This is a genomic window from Halorubrum sp. F4, from assembly GCF_027257195.1.
In the GTDB taxonomy this organism is placed as follows: Archaea; Halobacteriota; Halobacteria; order Halobacteriales; family Haloferacaceae; genus Halorubrum.
The window spans coordinates 30,343-48,750 of the sequence record NZ_JAPDFS010000002.1; the positions used below are offsets into that span (position 1 = coordinate 30,343).

Consider the following 18,408-nt stretch of genomic DNA (forward strand, 5'->3'; position numbering starts at 1 on the left):
AAGTGTTACGGATTTCCCTGTCTTGGGCGATATTCGATTACATCGCTGCCCACTTCACGATTCCTTGGGACGTCAGTCATCATGGAAAGGCACGTTCCGTCGACGGCGGGGACACGTACCACCAGAGAGGAACCCTAAACGAGACTGAACTGAACGACAACAGTAAGCTGACCCACGTAATGTCCCTGTCCGCGGATAACCTCTCGCTTTCTGACGAAAACTCGAAGATCTCGGTACTGGGTGAGATCGTTTCCGACCACGAACCAGAGATCAGCGAGTATCTCAACTCGCTTCTCGAATACCAGTATTGCGAGGAGTGCGAGCGAAAATACAGTCCAGATACAGATCGGAAGTCCTGCGAACGGGATGACTGTGAGGGAGAATTACTAAACGCACAGAACCGATTCTCCCACCTCATTGATGATGCCCTCTCAAAATTCGATGAACGATATATCACCGCTTACCGAGAATATGAGGCATCTCTGGAGGACGAACTGGCTGAACTCTCTCGTAGAGACCGAGAGCTCCGACGGGAGCAGCAGCGAGCCAGCTCTGATGAGCGCGGGGAAATCATGCGTGAGCGTCGTGGTCTCAAAGAGCGGATCGACGTCCTTGATGAACACCTATCTGAGCTGGTGGGGACAAGTTACTTCGACTTCCTCAAAGAATCCCGTGAGAGCAAGTACGACTTCTCGATGCGGAGTGTCGCCACCACGGCGGGACTAACGCTCGTCGACGAAGATTACGACCGTCAAAACGTCGGCGACCAGAGTAGCGGACGTGCGATGAGGATGGCGCTGTCGGAACTGCACCCCGGAGCCACCTACTTGGACGACGGGGAGACATACACCGTCTCACGGGTTCGATTTGCCGACAAAGCCGGATCGGACCTCCGTGAAACGGTCATGAATTTGACGGACAACACGCAACTCGCCGATGAACTCGTGTGTCCCGCATGTCACGCGTCACACCCGTTAGATACCAACAGTTGTAGCTGTGATAACGAAGTGGCGCTGAAGCGACGTCGCCTCGTTGTGCTGGACTCCGTCGACGCGTATCACGATAATCTCAAGTTGACCTCGAACGGGGAGGAAGCACGTTACCTCCACCAAGAACCGAACAAGGAGATACAGAATACGTACTCGGAGCGGGAAACCTCGATACTCTCATTCGACGCCGACCAAGCGTACGAATTGCTATCTGAAGACGGAGACGTGCTCGGAACGCTTACGTACGGAGATTACTCCGTCCTCCTACACACAGAAAATTACCGAACAAAGTACAAATCTGGTGAGGTTGATGCGAGAGAGTCGCTCTTCGAGGTGTGCGGTGAAGAGAATTGTCCTGGGATAATCTACCGAGACAGTACCGATACGAGGCGGTGTAGTGCAGACCCGGAACACTTCCCGAGTGGTCGGGGCGCAAGCTCGGAGTTCGTTCGGCTCGGATACCAGTACGAAACACAGGGGATCCGCGTCGACGTCGACGACTTAGAACTATCCCACACTCTCGCGCACGGTCTCCGAGTCGCACTCCAGTACCTTGGTGGTGTCAACATCAGAGAACTATCGGAATACGTCGGTGAGGAGCACGTCGACGTGTTCGAGTCCCAAGAAGGGGGTTCCGATGTCACAAAGTTGGTGTTTGAACGAACCGGAAGCCAGTACCGGGCTTTCCGTCGCGCAGCCGATCTTATGGGGGAGCAATTCGACTGTGACTGTGACGATGGATGTCCCTCGTGTCTGTATCAGTACGGCTGCGATGTCAGGAATGACCAGCAGCTGTTCGATCGACAGCGGCTACAGACCGTTCTTGACGAGGGAGAACTGTCGATTCGACCGATCGAGCAACGAGACGTAGACGCACAGAACGACGACTGAACACATCCCACACAAATTGCCACCGATGGAATTCGACCCACTTGAACTCGCTGACACAGCACGTGAATCGTACGCTGAACACTACGCCGGTTCGCAACCACAGCGAGCGGTCAAGAATCTCCTATCCCGCTATCACAACGACGGTGGAGGTTCGTTGGAAGACGAACTTCCTGAGTTCATCCGTACGAAGGGTCCCTATCTTCAGGTCCTTGATCTGCCCCGAATGAGTGACACGACGTGGAGAGATTTCTCCGACGAGCACGGCCTACACCCGGATATAACGAACACGTTCCGCGAGGCAGGATTTCGACATCTCTTTGAATTTCAGGAAGACTCCATCGAGGCGATCCGTGAAGACCACCATACGCTATTGACCGCGGGAACCGGCCGAGGGAAAACGGAAGGATGGCTCATCCCGATACTCCAGTTTATCTGCGAAGCCAAAGATGGCGGGCACGACGCTCATCCACCAGACAGCGTCAAGTGTGTGCTGACGTATCCGACTAAAGCGCTAGCTCAGGATCAGTTGAAGCGGCTTATCGACTATTTGTTCACTCTTAACCGCGAGCGGGACTCTGACAGAGAGATTACCGTCGGGATCTACGACGGAGACACGAAGAGACGTGACCCTGATGAGTTGGCATACCTTCAGACCACGTTCCAGTACTTCGACTGCCCGTGTGGTAACTGTGATTCGTCGTTGACCGTTCGTCAGAGATCCGACGAGTCGTTTGTGGTGGAACCGTTACAAGAGCATGAGGATGATCTCACGTTCGATTTCATCAAGATCACACGCGACGCAATCGTCGAAAGTCCTGCCGATATTCTGTTGACGAACCCTGATACGATCAACTACAGGCTGTTCAATATCAACGAAGACGAAGAACAGCACCGATTTGTGGCCGAACCGAAGTACTTTGTATTCGACGAGATCCACGAGTATTCGGAGCTCTTTGGCTCGTTTACTGCAGCGTTGATGCGTAGGTACATCCGTGAGAGACAGACCCTTAACGACCACCAGAGCGAAGACGATGACGATCTCACGATCATTGGCGCAAGCGCAACTGTTGAGAACAAACTCACTATTTTCCAGCGGATCAACCCGTTTGTCGATCCGGATATCGAAGTCGTTGAAGAAGATGAGCGAACGATCTCCGCTCGCCTTCCCAAAGATATCCCGTCGGAATTCACTACGGAGGCGTTATCAGTAAATGAGTTATTGTCTGGAGAATCCGCGACTGCAAAAGCGGCTTTAGAAGCTGCGGACATCAACCAAGATGCTGAGGAGGCGGACATCGCCAGTTCGCTCTACGATCTTCTCGTTTCCGGTGAGGGGGACGATCTGGATTTCGTCAGAGGGATTTACGCAACGTTATACGACAAACCACTCCGGCCCGATGAACTACGGAGACGCCTAATCGACGCCACGAACATTACCGAACGGGAGGCGGGGACCGTCGTCGAGAATTTCATGACGATAGGTAAGGTCGCTGGAATACTCGAACGGCGGGCCCACCTTTTCAGCTGGCCACTCGATGGGTACTACACCTGCATCAACTGCGGGACAGTCTACGACACTCCGCAATCCACGTGTGGCGAGTGCGATCACCACTTTGTGACGAAACTCGCGCTGTCATTCGTCTTTAGTTAATACTCTTAGTAATACTTAGTAGCTTCATATTCGATCCAGATTCGACACGTTCGTGCCGGCAATAGGTGGAAAATGGCGGTTTTGAGGGTTGCTTGTCGTTCGATATCAGCAACAACAGAATCTCAGCCGTGATTTCTACTACATCTAATACTCTTAGACATAATTTAAACTCAAGTATTACTACTGGGCTTAACTAAAGACGAATGGCCCCTTCCTCAACGAGCGACCGAAGGGAGCGAGTAAGGAGGGGATACAGCGCCGCGGCTCTGTTGAAATCCTCAAAGAGTTACATGTTTAGCCTGTAATTCGACGAAATGAAGGCCCTCCCGAAGTCGCAGATTCTCCGTTTTGCTGAGAAGGCGATCCATCTGGCGCGTCGAGCGGTCTCCCGATACTCCTCGAAATTTTCTAAACACCGCTATACACTTCCCCAACACGTTGTTCTGTTGTGTCTCAAAGTTCAAAAGAACACAACCTACCGTGGCTTGCTTGACGAACTGATCGAGATGCCACGCATCCGTCGAGCTCTTGGATTAGCTGAACTTCCTACTCCTTCAACGCTCTGTAAGGCGTTCAATCGACTTGATATGACCGTATGGCGTATCATATTGACTCTCTCAGCGACGCTACTTCCGACGAGCGGAGTTGTTGGAGTTGATGCATCAGGGTTCGACCGCAGTCACGCTTCGAAACACTACACGAAACGCGCCGAGCTCACGATTCAGCAGCTCAAAGTGACGCTGCTGGTCGATGCGAAGGTGAACGCAATCCTAGATTTACACGTGACGACGACCCGGAAACACGATAGCCAGGTTGCGCCGTCACTGATCAAACGCAATCCCGAGAATATCGACATTCTGCTCGGTGACAAGGGCTACGACGACCAGAAGATCAGGCGGCTTGCTCGTCAACACGAGGTTCGTCCACTGATCAAGCATCGTGAGTTCACATCGCTCCATAAGGCATGGAACGCGCGCTTAGATGCTGATCTCTATGGCCAGCGGAGTCAATCCGAGACAGTCAACTCTACGCTCAAGCGGAAGTACGGTGCGTTCGTCCGCTCACGACGATGGTGGAAGCAGTTCCGTGAACTCACCATCGCTTGTCTCAGTCACAACATCGACCGATCACTCTGAGTGGTCAAGACATATGATTCACAGACCGCTCAGGATCAGGGAGTAATGATTCTTGCCAGTCTTCATTCAGTCTCTGCTAAACACCGTTGCTGGATCAAACGGCCACCACTCGCGGTTTCGGATCGCCAAATGGATTTGTGCAATGAAGCCTAACAGCGGAAGTTCCAACAGCGGCCCAATAACCAGTGCGAGCGGGATGAGCGGCTCGTTCGGGAACGCGACGACGGCAATTGCGAGGGCCGTCGGTGAGTTCCGTGAGAGGATCGTGTTGTTGAAACAGACCATCTCCTTGTAGGAGAACGAGAGTACTTGTCCGACGCCAAACCCGATGCCGAGATTGATCGCATAGAAGACGAGAACGGGAACCGCGAGAAGAGCAAGTAATCCGGGGTTTTCGAGGATTAGCTCCCCCTGCGAAGCGAACATTGCGCCGATGGCGAGACTGAGGAAAATAATCTGGAGCGGACTCAATTTCGGCAGGAAGTGCTGCTTGAACCACTGCGTCCCCTTTTGTCGGGTCAATGCCCACCGAGCAAGTCCACCAACCACAAGCGGGACGACGAGTACGAGAACGACGCTTTCGATCAGCAGCTCCATCGGTAACGCGACCAGTTCGCCCGCGAAGACGTACAAGTAGAGTGGAAGCAGTATCAACTGGAGAACGAGGTTGTACGGGAGAATAGAGGTAGCCAGCGGAACATCTCCGTCCGCAATATCGGTGAAAATGAGATACCAATCCGTACATGGTGTCACCATCAGCATGATGAGTCCGACCCACAGGGCAGGGTGATCTCGAAGGAAAACCGCGCCGAGTGCCACCGCTAACAGCGGACTCCAGATGAAATTGACCAGAAGACTAGACCCGACTACACGACGATTTCCGAACGCTGCCCGGAGGCGAGAGAGTGGGATTCCGGTGAACGCGGCGAACAGCATCACCATCAAGAACGGGAGAATGAGTGAGTCCGCAATCGGCGGAACACCAGCGATCTGACCGAGCACTAACCCACTCAGAATCGCAATAATAACGAATACACTCTGGTACTTCTCGACGAAATCCATTCTGTTGCGTCTGTGTCGGGAGCCATCCTAAGGATGTTGCTTATTGTAATGACACTAAAGAGATAGATTGGGAATACAATAGACAATTTTGTGACAACGTGAGACAGTCACTGGCCATTTCTGGTCCATATGTAGCGAGTGAATTAGTCTCAACTGCAGAAGATCCCACGAGCGCAAAACCGAGGGGGAGAGAAGGAGACACGTGGAGGCTCTCGTCGATGGCGACCGCGTCGAAATGGTGGTCGTTGATACAGTTGGAACGTCGTTCATGAGCTGGAATACAGTCATATCGAACGCGCGACGGAAGGGTATCTGTCTCGGTTTCGGATGCGTGTCTGATTGCGCAAATCGTCTGTTACAATCTTGCTCTGTCGGCGTCGCCGTAACGTCTCGTCCGAGAGTTCGGTGCGGCCATTCTAGCCGGACGATACAAAATAATAAGTGTACCCTCGTGAAGGGGCGCGCAAGAGTCGAAAGGCAAACATGATAGATCCAATTATCCTGCAACAGGGGAGCGACTGGCGCGCGCAGGCGGAGGTCTTCGACGAGATCTTCTTCGTCTTCCTCGCGCTCGGTACGCTCGTCGGCACAATCGTCGTCGCGTACACGCTGTGGAACGTGTTCAAATATCGCGACGACGGCAGTGAACCGAAGGAGGACTTTGACGCGCCGATCGTCGGTGAACTCCCGACCGGACAGGGCGGTCCGAAAGCGAAGAAGCTCTTCCTGTCGTTCGGATTGAGCGCGATCGTCGTCATCAGCCTTGTCGTGTACGCGTACGGACTCCTCCTCTACGTCGAAGAGGGTCCAGACACGAGCGACGCGGGGAATATCGAAATCACCGTCGAGGGGTACCAGTTCGGTTGGGAGTACATCTATCCGAACGGTTACTCCACGAGGGGCGAGATGATCGTTCCGGCCGATCAGCGGATCGACCTCAACGTGACTTCACGCGACGTGTGGCACAACTTCGGCTCGTCGGAGTTACGGATAAAATCCGACGCCATCCCCGGAGAGTACAGTAGTACCTGGTTCTCCGTGAGTTCCGAGGACGTTGAAGCACAGGGTGGCGAAGCAACTTACCGAGTCGAGTGCTTCGAACTCTGCGGCGCGGGCCACTCTGCGATGACTGGTCAAATCACGGTGCTCCCGCAAGACGAGTGGGAAGAATGGTATGCTGGAACCCAAGGTGAAAACACTTCTAGTGTCGACAGCGCTGGCGCCGGAAATGCCTCCAGCGTTGACAACGCAGTCATTCGAGGTGCCCCCGCATGAGCGAACTCCCGCCAACGACTTCCGTCAAACGATGGCTCGTCACGACCAACCACAAGGACATCGGCATCCTATACACGATTACTGCCCTGTTCTTCCTACTGTTCGGCGGTGTCCTTGCGCTGCTGATCCGTGTCCAGCTCTGGGACCCGATGAATCAGATCCTGTCTGGGCTCGCGTACAACGAGGCCGTCACGGCCCACGGACTGATAATGGTGTTCTGGTTCCTCTCCCCGTTTGCCTTCGGCTTTGCAAACTACTTCGTGCCGCTCCAGATCGGTGCCGACGACCTTGCGTTCCCACGGCTTAACGCGCTCTCCTATTGGATGTACCTGTTCTCCGGCGTACTGTTGTCAATCAGCTTCTTCCAGGGCGGCACGCTGAGCGCTGGCTGGACGATATACGCTCCGCTCAACATACCCGCGTACACACCGAGTATCGGCTCAACGGGAGCGATACTGGCACTCGCGATGTTCACCATCGGAGTCACCGCCTCGTCGGTGAATTTCCTCGTGTCTATTCATCACTCGCGTGCCGAAGGAATGGGGATCATGGATATGCCGATGTTTACCTGGACCATCCTCGCGACCGTGTGGATGATGCTGTTCGCGTTCGCTGCATTGCTCGCTGCGGGACTCATCCTCGCGTCCGACCGCGTGCTTGGGTCGGTGTACTTCTCCGCAACAGAGGGCGGGTCCCTGCTATGGGGCCACCTGTTCTGGTTCTTCGGCCATCCGGAGGTGTACATCGTCTTCTTCCCGGCTCTCGGTGCGATGTTGGAGCTGTTCCAGACGTTCTCAGGGCGCCGGCTCGTCGGACGGAAGTGGGTGATCATCGCCATCTGTCTTGTCTCCGTCCAGTCGTTCCTCGTATGGATGCATCACATGTTCCTGACGACGATCAACCTGGAGATCAAGACGCTGATGATGGCGACCACTATCGGGATCTCCTTACCCTTCGACCTGATCGTGTTCTCGCTGATCTACACGCTCATCAAGGGACGAATACAGTTCACGACACCGTTCCTCTTCGCGTTCGGGGCGCTACTATTGTTCATCCTCGGCGGCATCACCGGAGTGTTCCTCGGCGCCATCGTCCTCGACTACGAGTTCCGTGGCACCTACTGGGTGGTCGCGCACTTCCACTACGTGATGTTCGGGGGGGCGACAGCCCTGATCGGCGCTGCGTACTACTGGTTCCCGAAAATAACCGGGAAGATGTACGATGAACTCCTCGGGAAGATCCATTTCGTGCTGTTCTTCATCGGGTTTAACGCCGTCTACTTCTCGATGTTCCTCGGCTGGGAGACGCCGCGCCGTGTCTTCGAGTACAACCCCGAACTCCAGATCTATCACCAGTTCGGGACGATCGGTGCATTCGTACTCGGATTCTCCTTCTTCATCATGTTCTACAACTTCGCGAAGTCGTACGTTTCCGGCGAGCCCGCCGGCGACAACCCGTGGGACTACTCGCGGACTGCCGAGTGGGCCATCTCTTCACCGCCGCCGCTCCAGAACTGGCCAAACCGGCCGTCCTACGCGTCCGGCAAGCTCGAATTCGTGAAGGATTATGTGCCCGACAGAGGTCCGGCAGTGAAGACCGACGCCAACGGGAACGGGGCGACTGACGGTGGTGACACCCACTCCGAGCACATCAAGGAGTACCCGTACTGGGACAAGCACCCGAGCCACGCAAGCATATGGCCGCTCACACTCTCGTTTGCAGTTGGTGTGTTGTTCCTCGGGCTTACCGGATTCCGCGATAACGTTGTCTTCGAGGTCGGCGAGTCGCTCGCATCGACGAGCGTGACGATCTCGAATCCGGTATACCCGATACTCATCGTTGTCGGATTGGTCGGACTCGTCTGGACCGGGGTGAAGTGGAGCCTCGAGGACTTCTATGCCCCACCGACCGAGTTCGCCGAACGGTGGCCGTTCGAAGGTGTCGAGAAAGTCAAGCTGGGGATGTGGTTCTTCATCGCGTCGGACGTGATCGTCTTTGGCGCGTTCCTCTCCGCGGCCATCTTCGTCCGGTACAACGCCGGCTGGATGACGTGGGAGCCACTGGCCGAACCACTACCGGGACTGATCAACACGTTCGTGCTGCTCACCTCATCGTTCACCGTGATCTTGGCGCTGGTCGCTGCTCGCCGGAAGAGCCGGCAGGGCCTGCTTGCGTCACTCGGCGCAACGATAGTGCTTGGGTTCACATTCCTGGGTATCAAGCTCTGGGAGTGGAACAAAGAGATCTTCGAGCGGGGCGTGACGATTTCGGCGAACGCCCACGGTGACCCAATCCAGGCGTCGATCTATTACGTGACGACGGGGCTCCACGGGATCCACGTAGTTATCGGCCTCGTGATCGCCATCTTCCTGTTCGTCAGGGCGTATCAGGGGCACTACTTAGAGGACGAGCGGCCGATCGAGTACTTCGGCCTCTACTGGCACTTCGTCGACATCGTCTGGGTGTTCATCTTCCCGCTGTTCTACCTCTTCTGAGGACAGCGGCGGAGTCACCGTATTTGACTGTGTTGAATCACCATACAGCAGCGGGGTAGGCCACTAAATCAAAGGAGTTGAAGCGGGAAGATCCGGTTGCCTGTGACACAAATCTCCCGCTTCATCGGGGAAGTTGTGCCGGTTGCTCAAAGAGTTACTGGCGATGGAGGCGAATCTGCCGCCCCGGAAGGTGGCGGCGGATTCGCCGACTATGCACTCGTTTCCCTTCACTGTCTGCGGATTTACCTCGATTCATCGTACCGCATTACGATCGACCTGCTCAAAGAAATGCCACAAATAACCGGAGAGATCGGCCTCAACGCGGCCGATCTCCCAGCGCCGTCCACGTTGTGTAAGGCGTTCGACCGGATCAGTATGAGCGTGTGTCGAGTGCTGCTGCGCCAGTCGGCGCAGCTGCACGATCTCTCTGAACACGCCGCGATCGACGCCACGTTCTACGAACGCTCAGCAGCGAGCCGCCACTACTGCCAGCGAATTAGCTACCGCGTTCAAAAGCTCAAAGTCACGAAATTAGTCGATACAGCGTCTTAAGCCGTCCTTGACGTTCACTGCTCAACGAACCGGGAAGGAAGCGACGCAGACCTTGCTGAGCAGATCGCCCGCCGGAACGCGGGCGATCTGCGGTCTCTTGCGGCCGATAAAGGCTATGACAAGCAATCGCTTCGTGAAGGATTACGCGACCTCGGGATCAGACCGCTGATCAAGCACCGTATCTTCGCTCCGTACGACCACGCACACAACGCCAGAATTGACGATAACAGCTACAATCAGCGCTCTATGACCGAAACCGTGAACTCGGCTGTGAAGCGCTCGCTCGGCTTCGCCGTGCGAGCGCAGACGTAGTTTCGTGAGTTCCGAGAAATCGCTCTGATGTGTGTCGTCTATAACATCAAGCGCTTCGTTAAACAGTGAATCACTACGCCTTACAGCGATTCAACACAGCCTGTCTAAGTTAACACGACCGTCATCTGCTGGGCGAACGTCACGTATCTGTCTGGCGCAGCCCCGCCAGCCGGCGTCCAACAGTGCGTCGAAGACTGCGTTCGTGAACACCCTGCCGTCGAAGGTGTCCACGACACTGCCGTCTACTATATGGGGGCTAATCTCGAAGTTGAACTCCACGTCGAGGTTCCCGGAGACTACACACTTCGCACTGCCCACGAAATCGAAACAGTGCTTATCGACAGGCTTCGAGATCTCCCCGCCGTCGGCGACGCACACGTCCATCTTGATCCGGCAGGAACGGACGAGTGGAAGGACGCCGACGAGGACGGCTCACCCGTCGAGTCTGACGGATCCGGAGACCAGCTCCACGACCAACGCACGAATACAGAGATACGCCACACTCCTGGTGTGTAATCAGTCGGCCGTCTGATTATCGTGGTCCGGCTGAAGGAACATTACGTTGACTCTCCCCACAGCGTCGAAATCGCGAAGCTGGTAGACGAGTTCGCGAATCCGTCCAGCTGACCCCTCACAGAAGATTGTTTCGAGACACCACTCGCCATGATGCATATGCTGAGTCGTCCCGATGATATCATCAAACTCGTGTTGGACAGTGTGGAGATCCCCGATGACGAGCGTGTGCTCGTAGTCGAAGGCGAGCGCAGCGACTGCGGTCCCGTCAAGCCCTTCGAGGGTGGTATGACGCTCTATATACTCTTGGATCGCCTCCCGAACAGCACGCGAGCGCGATTCGAGTCCTTCGTCTTGCCACGTTTCGTCGAACGACTCGAGAATTTCTCCGGGAATATTCAGGCTGGTTCGCATTAAGGGAATGTTAGCCGGGGACGCCTATGAAACTCATTATTACGGGATCCCCGAATCGGCCATAACAACCCCTATCAGTCCGTCAGTCTCGTATTCTTCTATATGGTGACTGGAGTACTTGGTCTTGCACTCGGGGCGAGTGTGCTCGGGCTCTCTCACGGGCTCGCCCCGGGCCACGGGTGGGCAATCGCGGCGAGCTATGCACTCGACAAACCGAACAAGTGGTTCTACGGCGCTGCATCGAGTCTCATCCTCGGGATCGGCCACCTCATCAGTAGTATAGCGATGGTGGTGGTCTACTTCTGGGCGCTTTCGTACTTCGGGCTCACACAACTCAGCTGGATGAATTACGTGGCGGGCGCGCTACTTATCGGGCTCGGAATCTGGCAGTATTTCAACGGGCATGACCACGGTACTGGATTTAATCACGACGGAGAAGAAGAGGAAGATAAGCACGCCCATGATCACGCGGACGACCACGAGCACACACATCGCACTGAAGAGACGTCCACGTGGGGGGCTCGCATTCGACGCGCCCTCCCATTCGTCGGTGAGTCCAGCCACGACCACTCGCACGGTCGCGTCGACGAAACGCCCGAGCGTGGCCTCTACGGGATGGTTGCACTCGCGTTTGCGCTTGGCTTCACACACAACGAAGAGTTTGACATTATTGCCATCTGTACCGGCTCGGCATACTGTCTCGAGTTGATGCTTCTCTACTCGCTCGCCGTCATCGTCTCCCTCGTCGGAGTGACTCTCCTGCTTGTGGCCGGCTATGAGCGGTACGAAGAGCGGCTCGAAGGATATGTCGAGTACCTCCCTACATTTACGGCAGCGATCCTCATCGTGATGGGGATCGGGTTCATCCTCGGGGTCTTTTGAAAGGACTGAATCTATACTTCCACGATGCGCCTATCGCAGGGTTATGTAGACGGTCGGTCGGACACTGTCCACCAAAGAATTGGCAGTGAAATTCCGGAAAGTGATACGAAGAGTGGATGTCCGAAAGACACTTGAGAAAGCACAGGAGAGCTCCGGGGTTGCCCCTGAGTGGATCCTCCTAATACTGCGCGTGGTGATCGTCGCGAACAGAGCTGTAGACGTGACAGTACTCCTTTCGACGTTCCTCGCACCGACGTTTCTCATCCAGCTGGTTAGCCCTGTCTTCCATGATGAACCTGCCGAGATTACGGGTTCCTCGAAATCGCACGCCTCGAGGAGATAGCGACTGCTTCGAGTTAGATTTTCTGGAGCGCGAGGCAATACCCAAACCTGCGATGAAGCTCGGTATGTGCCCTATTTAGCTTAAGTGAATATAGGAAATTGTTTTTATACAACATACGGTGAGGTCAACCGTTGTCCGTCAACCATCCACAACTGGGTACTGAAGACAGATCTCCAGTCGCTCGATGGGGTAAATCCGGATCACGTTGCGGTCGACGAGACTGTGATCCACTGAATGATAACCGAGAAGGGCTTCGTTGAAACCAAAGACGTGGGGCGAAGGACGGACGTAGATCTTACCGAGGAGGGGAAAAATACACTCTCCGCGTTTAGGCATCTCATCGAAAAGTGATTAGTATAGTTAGCGCTCAGTCGAATCGACCTCTTCCAGAGCTTCTGTAGCAACATCACCTAACTCCCCTGCCTCGATATGTGAATACCGTTCTCGAACCATCTCTTCGGAGTTATCGAGATACCGGGCCGCCACCGTGTACCCAAACGCGCGGACAAGTACCTCGCCCATTCCACGTCGACCACCGTGGGGCGCGAGATAATCGTGTTTCGGGTGGTCGATATCGACCTCTGCGGCCTCCGAGAGCCGTTGGAGAATCGTCCGTGCGCCGTCCGTCGTAATCGACGGCGGCCGAATGTCCTCATCGAGCGCCAGCAGTAGATCGCGAGCGTATTCTTCACGGCGCTCAGTAATTGCTTCCGGGAGTTCCCCTCGTTCGGCTAGCTCATCCTGGATGAGTCCTGCGAGCGTCCGTTGGTCGAACGTCGGGAACACCGGCCAGCGTTCCGTCGGTGGGTCCATCAGCCTTCGATAGCTCCGCAGTGGAGAGATTACTGGGTCGGGGAGACTGGCGGCGTCCCATTGCTGCTTCTTCCGGTAGACATCCATACTACCGTCGTCGAGCGAAATTTCCTCCCACCGGACGCCGCGCCGGCGTGGGTCGTTCGGATCCCGGAGCAGTTCCCCGACGCGGACAGCGGTGTACGCGAGAACGAACACCAGCGCCCGGTCACGAGCCGCCTTCAGCGCCGCGTAGCGCGCTCGCTGTCTGTCAAGAGGGTCAGTATCCCCCGGGAGTGTGGTGAACGTCTCGATGGCGTCACGGGCTCGCTCGTCGACGTACCGGGTCAGGGCGTGGCGCTGCTCGGACGTCCAGGCCTGCTGATCACCGGGCTTGCGACCGTCGTCCTCCGGCAGCGGCGCCATCGCACTCGCCCGCTGCGCGTAATGGGCTTCGAGATATCCCTCGTTGACGCACCACCCGCACCACGCGGAGATATAGCGATAATAGGTTTGTACGGTATTCTGTTTGAGCCCGCGATCGCCGGCGAGATGCCGGGCGTACTCCCGGAAGACGCGTTCATCGAGGTCTTCGAAGGTGGGCTCCTGGTCGACGTCGTCGGATACGATCCCGGTCCAGTCGTCGGCGCCGCGGTCGCCGGCGGCCCACTCGGCGAACCGCTCGAGCTCGCGTGCAGCGTTACGTCGGTAGTTCCCGCCGTCGCCACCGCGGCCTTTCCCCTTATCCTGGAGGTAGCGCTCGAAGAAATTCTTGAGTGACTGATCGGCGCGTTCTCGGGGTGTCATGGTTCCTCGTTCGCGTACTGGTAGGTCGGACGGACGTCCTCGAGGAGCTCTTCGACGATTTCCCAGAGAACCAGGGAAGGGGTCTCGTGTTCGAATGTAATCTCCCAGCGATCCTCCGTATCGGCGACTGAGTACTGGAAATGCGCCCGTCCGAGATCGGGATGGTCCTCGTCCTGGTGCCAGCCGGCGTGAAAGCCCGTGTTCGGGTCGGTGTAGTTGATACGGAACCAATCGTGAGGGTCCTGCCGATACCACTTGACGGTCAGCTCCGGCGAATCAGGGCCTGTCGGGGGATCCAGACGGGCCGGATCGAAAATCGCCCGCAGCTGCTTGGCCTCGATATCGTCAGGAACGTACTCGACGGCCGTGATCTGGGGAACACGGTCGAGGACGTCCCGCTTCAATTGGGTGTAGAGGTTCGCGTTCGGATCACCACCTGGATGCGGGACCGACATTCGTTAGCTGCTGGCCTCAGCGGGCTCTGTCGTCGGAGCGAGGAAGTCCCATTCGCGGATGGCGAAGCCAACGATCTGGATACGCCGCTGAAGGTGCTCCCACTCGCGGGCAATCTCACGGCGACGATCTTCCTCCTCAGCGTCAAGAGACTCGTCAGCGAGCGTCCCGCGAAGCTGGTTCGGTGACTCGACCTCGAATTCATTCTCCCAGTCGCGAATCTGCGTCTTCATATCGGCGAGACGGTCCGTGAGTTCCTCGACAGTGTGCCCGCTGTCTCGAAGCCGCATCGCCTCCTGCATTGCTTGGCGGCGGTAATCAGGGTAATACGTGGTGTGAGTCCCGCTTTCGTCACGGTGGAGGATGCCATCGTCGACGAGCCGATCGAGGACGCGTTTGGTCGGCTCGTGTGACCAGCCCGCTTCCGAGGCGATCCAGTTCGCCGTCTGAGGCTCCGAAAGCTGCCGGGCGGTCATCCTCACGCGGTCTTCACCCGTGGTCTGGCGTTCCATCAGGCCCTCGGAGTTCGATTCGTCTTCGGACATACAACACCGTTCGCGCTTTATCTTAATATAGGTTGAGGTCATTAGTTCTATATCGAATGCGTTTCTTCGCCATCGCCTCGACCTCGGCTGAGGAGAGTCAGAGAAATCTCAAACCCCGTTCTTGGCAGTTCTACCCCGGGGGAAGCGCCGTCGTGAGGCGGTTGCAGCATTCGTGCTTCACCGACGGCGGCGGGGTACTTCAAACTGGTCGTGATTACTATACTAATCACGTCCAGTTGTTGTTTTGGGCGTACTAGCCAAATTCAGCGGTCTCAGCCTACAATTCCGCTATTCGGAGATATATAAACTTCATATGGCTATACCAATTCGTGGGCGGGGGGAAGTTGAGACTACGGCGGCTATAGCACCGCTGGTATGCACGATATCAGCCGAACCACCGAACTTGACACGGTTCACACTCGGGCCGGGACACCACTTCCAGTTAGTATCCCAACTAGAACTGCGTATTTGAAGAGATCAGAACAGCGCTGCCGCTCGTTACTCCTGTTCTCACTGGCTCAATATCGCCGATTACCCGACTCCAGTTTCCTTCTTCAACAGTGTGAGCGTATTGTCCGCAGTCACAATCGGGGAATGCTCGTACTCACCCGTCAACTCGACTTGCACGAGGAGGTCGACGGCCCGCCAGATTGAGTACAGCAGACAGGCGAACGCGAAGTAGAAGAATCGCAGTACGAAGTTCTTCGAGGTTGTCGCGGCCATGAACCGCTTAATGCTCCGGTAGCCGCTCTCGATCTCCCAGCGATAGCCGTACTCACTCAGCAGTCCCACATTACCGTTGCACATGAACACCGAATACTGCCGGTGGTCAGTGTGTTCAGAATTCTCGTTTCGACGGTACACGAGCGTCGTCTGGTGCCACTCATTCTTGCCCAAGTGGAGCTTACGGTCGTTCACGTATCGATCTGTCTCACTCTTCAAGAGTCGTTTCGCCTGGGCTCTCTCGCTCGTGTGCATCCGCTTTGGGACGACGTACGTGAGCCCGCGTTGGCTAATCATCTCCAAGACGTGTTGGCTGTCGAATTCTCTGTCCATCAGCACGCTGTCGACGTGGACGAGGTCCTCAGCCGAGTCAAGTAGATCCTCGACAATTTCCAGCCGACTCTCGCCACGCCGCACCGGCCTTGCGTCTAAGACAATCGGGACCGCATTACCGACGAGCTGGACGGTCGCCCACTGATAGGCGTATTCGTCGGTCTTCTCTTTTGTCCCGATGATCTCATCCTCGTGACCTGTTCTATCACCGGTGAAGGGCTCAGCTTCAGTGATGTCGATGGCCACGATTCCGGCTCGGAAGAACTGCTCTGTCTCCGCGACTTCATCCAATAGCCGTTTCACGGCCTGACGGTACATCTCACGAATCTCCGCTATCGAGAGGTCACGAATCTGATCACGATGGGCGTGCCCCAGAGGTGTCCGACTACGCGTCGACTCGTAGATGAAGCTCCGAGCCCCCTCATTGGCAGCTAAGTTCTCGCGGAGGCCGAGATAGGTCTGTAAGTCCCAGTAGGCATTCTCGTGGATCTCACAGCCCTCTCCGCGATCCATCGAGAACGCCGGGAAGACAACGCGACTGACGTGATCCGTGATCGTTCCCGCCTGTTCCAGCACGGTCTGCTCGTCCGGATCGGAGTCTCCGGTACTGTCTCCTCGCTGAGGGAGCGTCCTGTCCGGGTCACGCGGAACGCTCACACCCGCGTTTTGGGCATTGATCAGGGCCGTCCGGGCAGCCGTCTCAACCGTCTCGCGTAACTCACCCGTGAAGCGCTCGTGCCAGCTACGCCAGAGCGTCGACTGATTCGGAACGCTCTCGAGTCCGAGTTGCTCACGCAATTCAGGGTGGCACTCGAGGAATTCGACGAGTGCTGTCTCGTGGTCCCATCCGTGGAGTTCTTTCAACATGAACACTCGAAAGAGGGTGTCCATCTCGTAGCTCGTCGATCCCGCATAGCGGTCATGGGTCTCGAATTTGAAGTAAGCGAGCGGCAGCGAACAGACGAACTTTTCGACCGAGTTGTGGCACTCGTGGCAGAACCACGTCTCCGAAATCGTCCGAACATCTGATTCCAGTCCCGCGAGCGACGTTCGGTCATACAGTGGTGTCGAATCATACGCCGGCCACTCAACGTACGATCGCTGAGCGATACGTCGAAAGATCGTTCGACGAGACTCGGGAGTCGAAGCCACTACGAGATACTGACTCGGACACGCAGAAGTCCTCGTCCATCTCGATAAGAGACATCGAGATTGGGGAAGGTCGGTACTCGCTAGGGGAGAGAGATTAGTTCCGCAATCCGGTTCCAGGGGGAACACATTTCCTCCACATGCCTCTAGTCGGACTATGGCTCACGAGTGCGACGATTGCGGGGAGTCGTTCGAGACACTCACTCATCTCCGACTTCACGACTGTGGCGATGTCCAATCGGACACGTTCTCGACCTCGACCGATTCGGGGAGGTCTAAATCTGACTCATCTCCAAGCCAAAAACGGAACAAAGAGGTTGCCGAACTCGATAACCTGCTTGATCGTTTCTCCGACGGTGACGTGGATGCCCTACACTACGCAGTCGTCGAATTCGAAGCAGCACTCTCGACTGCAGTCGAGGAAGACAGCAGTGGAGATACGTTTCGGGACGTCTTCTGGGGCTCTGTTGAAATCCTCAACAAATGATATATTCTGGCCCGGTTGCGGTCAACACAGGGAGTTAACCTACCTAAAGCCGACCGATTTTCTCGGGTGTAAGTATTTGTCGGAGCACTATGGATTATTCATATGGCGATGTCCTCCAAGACCCTCAATGTGGGATTGCGTGATGTCGGTTTCTCCCTCCTGTGTATCGTGTCGGTCGCCGCGATACTGCCCGTACAATTCGTCTCACTGATCGTCTTCGATACCATCGGACTCGACCAATTCATTCCCAGTACAGTGATTTATACGGTGGTGCCTGCTGTAGTGGTGACTGCTATTCCGGCAATCGTGGCCGCTCGTCAATACAACCGTCGGGGTTCGCAGGTGATTACGGCGGTAGTGTTCATCGCCGCGATCCTCGCCTCTATCCTCGTGTGGAGCGGGTTCTTCGTCATCGGATAGCGACGAAACACACGCAGCTCTCACCAACCGGCTGTTTCAGCCTATCGTATCTCTGAAGAATGTGGGTTCAACAGAGCCGGATATGTGGCTCTGTTGAAATCCTTTTCTTCAGATATGTTCTCGTCTGAGATAGCCGGTTACTGAATAGTGTGAAGTTATCGATTGATTTCGAGTGTCCACTCAT

The 18,408-nt window shown here is 55.8% G+C and carries 13 protein-coding genes and 3 pseudogenes; 10 read left to right on the forward strand and 6 right to left on the reverse strand.

Features of this window, described 5'->3' with window-relative positions:
• The 3 genes and pseudogenes from OKW78_RS04880 to OKW78_RS04890 all read left to right on the forward strand — a co-directional run.
• Positions 1-1,880 (forward strand): annotated as a pseudogene (locus OKW78_RS04880) (DUF1998 domain-containing protein); the annotation flags it as partial.
• Between the two features lie 25 nt (positions 1,881-1,905).
• Positions 1,906-3,531 carry a DEAD/DEAH box helicase gene (locus tag OKW78_RS04885; protein WP_281194155.1) on the forward strand — a complete coding sequence of 542 codons (1,626 nt, stop codon included), beginning with the start codon at positions 1,906-1,908 and terminating at the stop codon, positions 3,529-3,531.
• A 314-nt stretch (positions 3,532-3,845) separates the two neighbouring features.
• On the forward strand, positions 3,846-4,667 hold the full coding sequence (locus OKW78_RS04890) for an IS5 family transposase (RefSeq protein WP_080508277.1): 822 nt from the start codon (positions 3,846-3,848) through the stop codon (positions 4,665-4,667).
• 66 nt (positions 4,668-4,733) lie between these two features.
• On the opposite strand, the gene OKW78_RS04895 is transcribed toward OKW78_RS04890, so the two are convergent.
• Positions 4,734-5,729, reverse strand: a complete 996-nt coding sequence (locus OKW78_RS04895; protein WP_144800187.1) for an arsenic resistance protein — start codon at positions 5,727-5,729, stop codon at positions 4,734-4,736.
• 483 nt (positions 5,730-6,212) lie between these two features.
• On the opposite strand from OKW78_RS04895, the gene coxB reads away from it, so the two are divergent.
• From coxB to OKW78_RS04915, 4 genes and pseudogenes are all read left to right on the forward strand, one after another.
• Positions 6,213-7,004: a cytochrome c oxidase subunit II gene (gene coxB / locus OKW78_RS04900; RefSeq protein ID WP_058365907.1), complete on the forward strand. Its 792-nt coding sequence runs from the start codon at positions 6,213-6,215 to the stop codon at positions 7,002-7,004.
• Positions 7,001-9,499, forward strand: coding sequence for a cbb3-type cytochrome c oxidase subunit I (locus OKW78_RS04905; protein ID WP_144800188.1), 2,499 nt, complete (start codon positions 7,001-7,003; stop codon positions 9,497-9,499). Before coxB ends, OKW78_RS04905 begins: the two co-directional genes overlap by 4 nt.
• 102 nt (positions 9,500-9,601) lie before the next feature.
• Positions 9,602-10,432, forward strand: a pseudogene (locus OKW78_RS04910) (IS5 family transposase).
• A 66-nt stretch (positions 10,433-10,498) separates the two neighbouring features.
• A pseudogene (locus tag OKW78_RS04915) lies at positions 10,499-10,879 on the forward strand (cation transporter dimerization domain-containing protein); the annotation flags it as partial.
• Here the strand turns inward: OKW78_RS04915 and OKW78_RS04920 are convergent.
• Entirely contained in the window at positions 10,880-11,290 is a 411-nt protein-coding gene (locus OKW78_RS04920) for a CopG family ribbon-helix-helix protein (protein WP_058365909.1), read from the reverse strand.
• Between the two features lie 102 nt (positions 11,291-11,392).
• Between OKW78_RS04920 and OKW78_RS04925 the strand changes: the two genes are divergently transcribed.
• The gene (locus tag OKW78_RS04925; RefSeq protein ID WP_058365910.1) at positions 11,393-12,172 is read left to right on the forward strand and encodes a hypothetical protein; all 780 of its coding nucleotides are present in this window, start codon (positions 11,393-11,395) and stop codon (positions 12,170-12,172) included.
• Positions 12,173-12,875: 703 nt separating this feature from the next.
• Here OKW78_RS04925 and OKW78_RS04930 read toward each other — a convergent pair.
• The 4 genes from OKW78_RS04930 to OKW78_RS04945 form a co-directional block, all read right to left on the reverse strand.
• Entirely contained in the window at positions 12,876-14,114 is a 1,239-nt protein-coding gene (locus OKW78_RS04930) for a phage integrase SAM-like domain-containing protein (RefSeq protein ID WP_144800126.1), read from the reverse strand.
• Positions 14,111-14,569 carry a hypothetical protein gene (locus OKW78_RS04935; protein WP_058365911.1) on the reverse strand — a complete coding sequence of 153 codons (459 nt, stop codon included), beginning with the start codon at positions 14,567-14,569 and terminating at the stop codon, positions 14,111-14,113. Before OKW78_RS04935 ends, OKW78_RS04930 begins: the two co-directional genes overlap by 4 nt.
• A 3-nt stretch (positions 14,570-14,572) precedes the next feature.
• Positions 14,573-15,154: a hypothetical protein gene (locus OKW78_RS04940; protein ID WP_058365912.1), complete on the reverse strand. Its 582-nt coding sequence runs from the start codon at positions 15,152-15,154 to the stop codon at positions 14,573-14,575.
• Between the two features lie 489 nt (positions 15,155-15,643).
• A complete protein-coding gene (locus OKW78_RS04945; RefSeq protein WP_095638106.1) occupies positions 15,644-17,320 on the reverse strand; it encodes a transposase in 1,677 nt (558 codons plus the stop codon).
• A 154-nt stretch (positions 17,321-17,474) separates the two neighbouring features.
• Between OKW78_RS04945 and OKW78_RS04950 the strand changes: the two genes are divergently transcribed.
• Together OKW78_RS04950 and OKW78_RS04955 are read left to right on the forward strand one after the other, a co-directional pair.
• Positions 17,475-17,804, forward strand: coding sequence for a hypothetical protein (locus OKW78_RS04950; RefSeq protein ID WP_245203373.1), 330 nt, complete (start codon positions 17,475-17,477; stop codon positions 17,802-17,804).
• 102 nt (positions 17,805-17,906) lie between these two features.
• Positions 17,907-18,224 carry a hypothetical protein gene (locus OKW78_RS04955; protein WP_095638108.1) on the forward strand — a complete coding sequence of 106 codons (318 nt, stop codon included), beginning with the start codon at positions 17,907-17,909 and terminating at the stop codon, positions 18,222-18,224.
• The last annotated feature ends 184 nt before the right edge of the window (positions 18,225-18,408 follow it).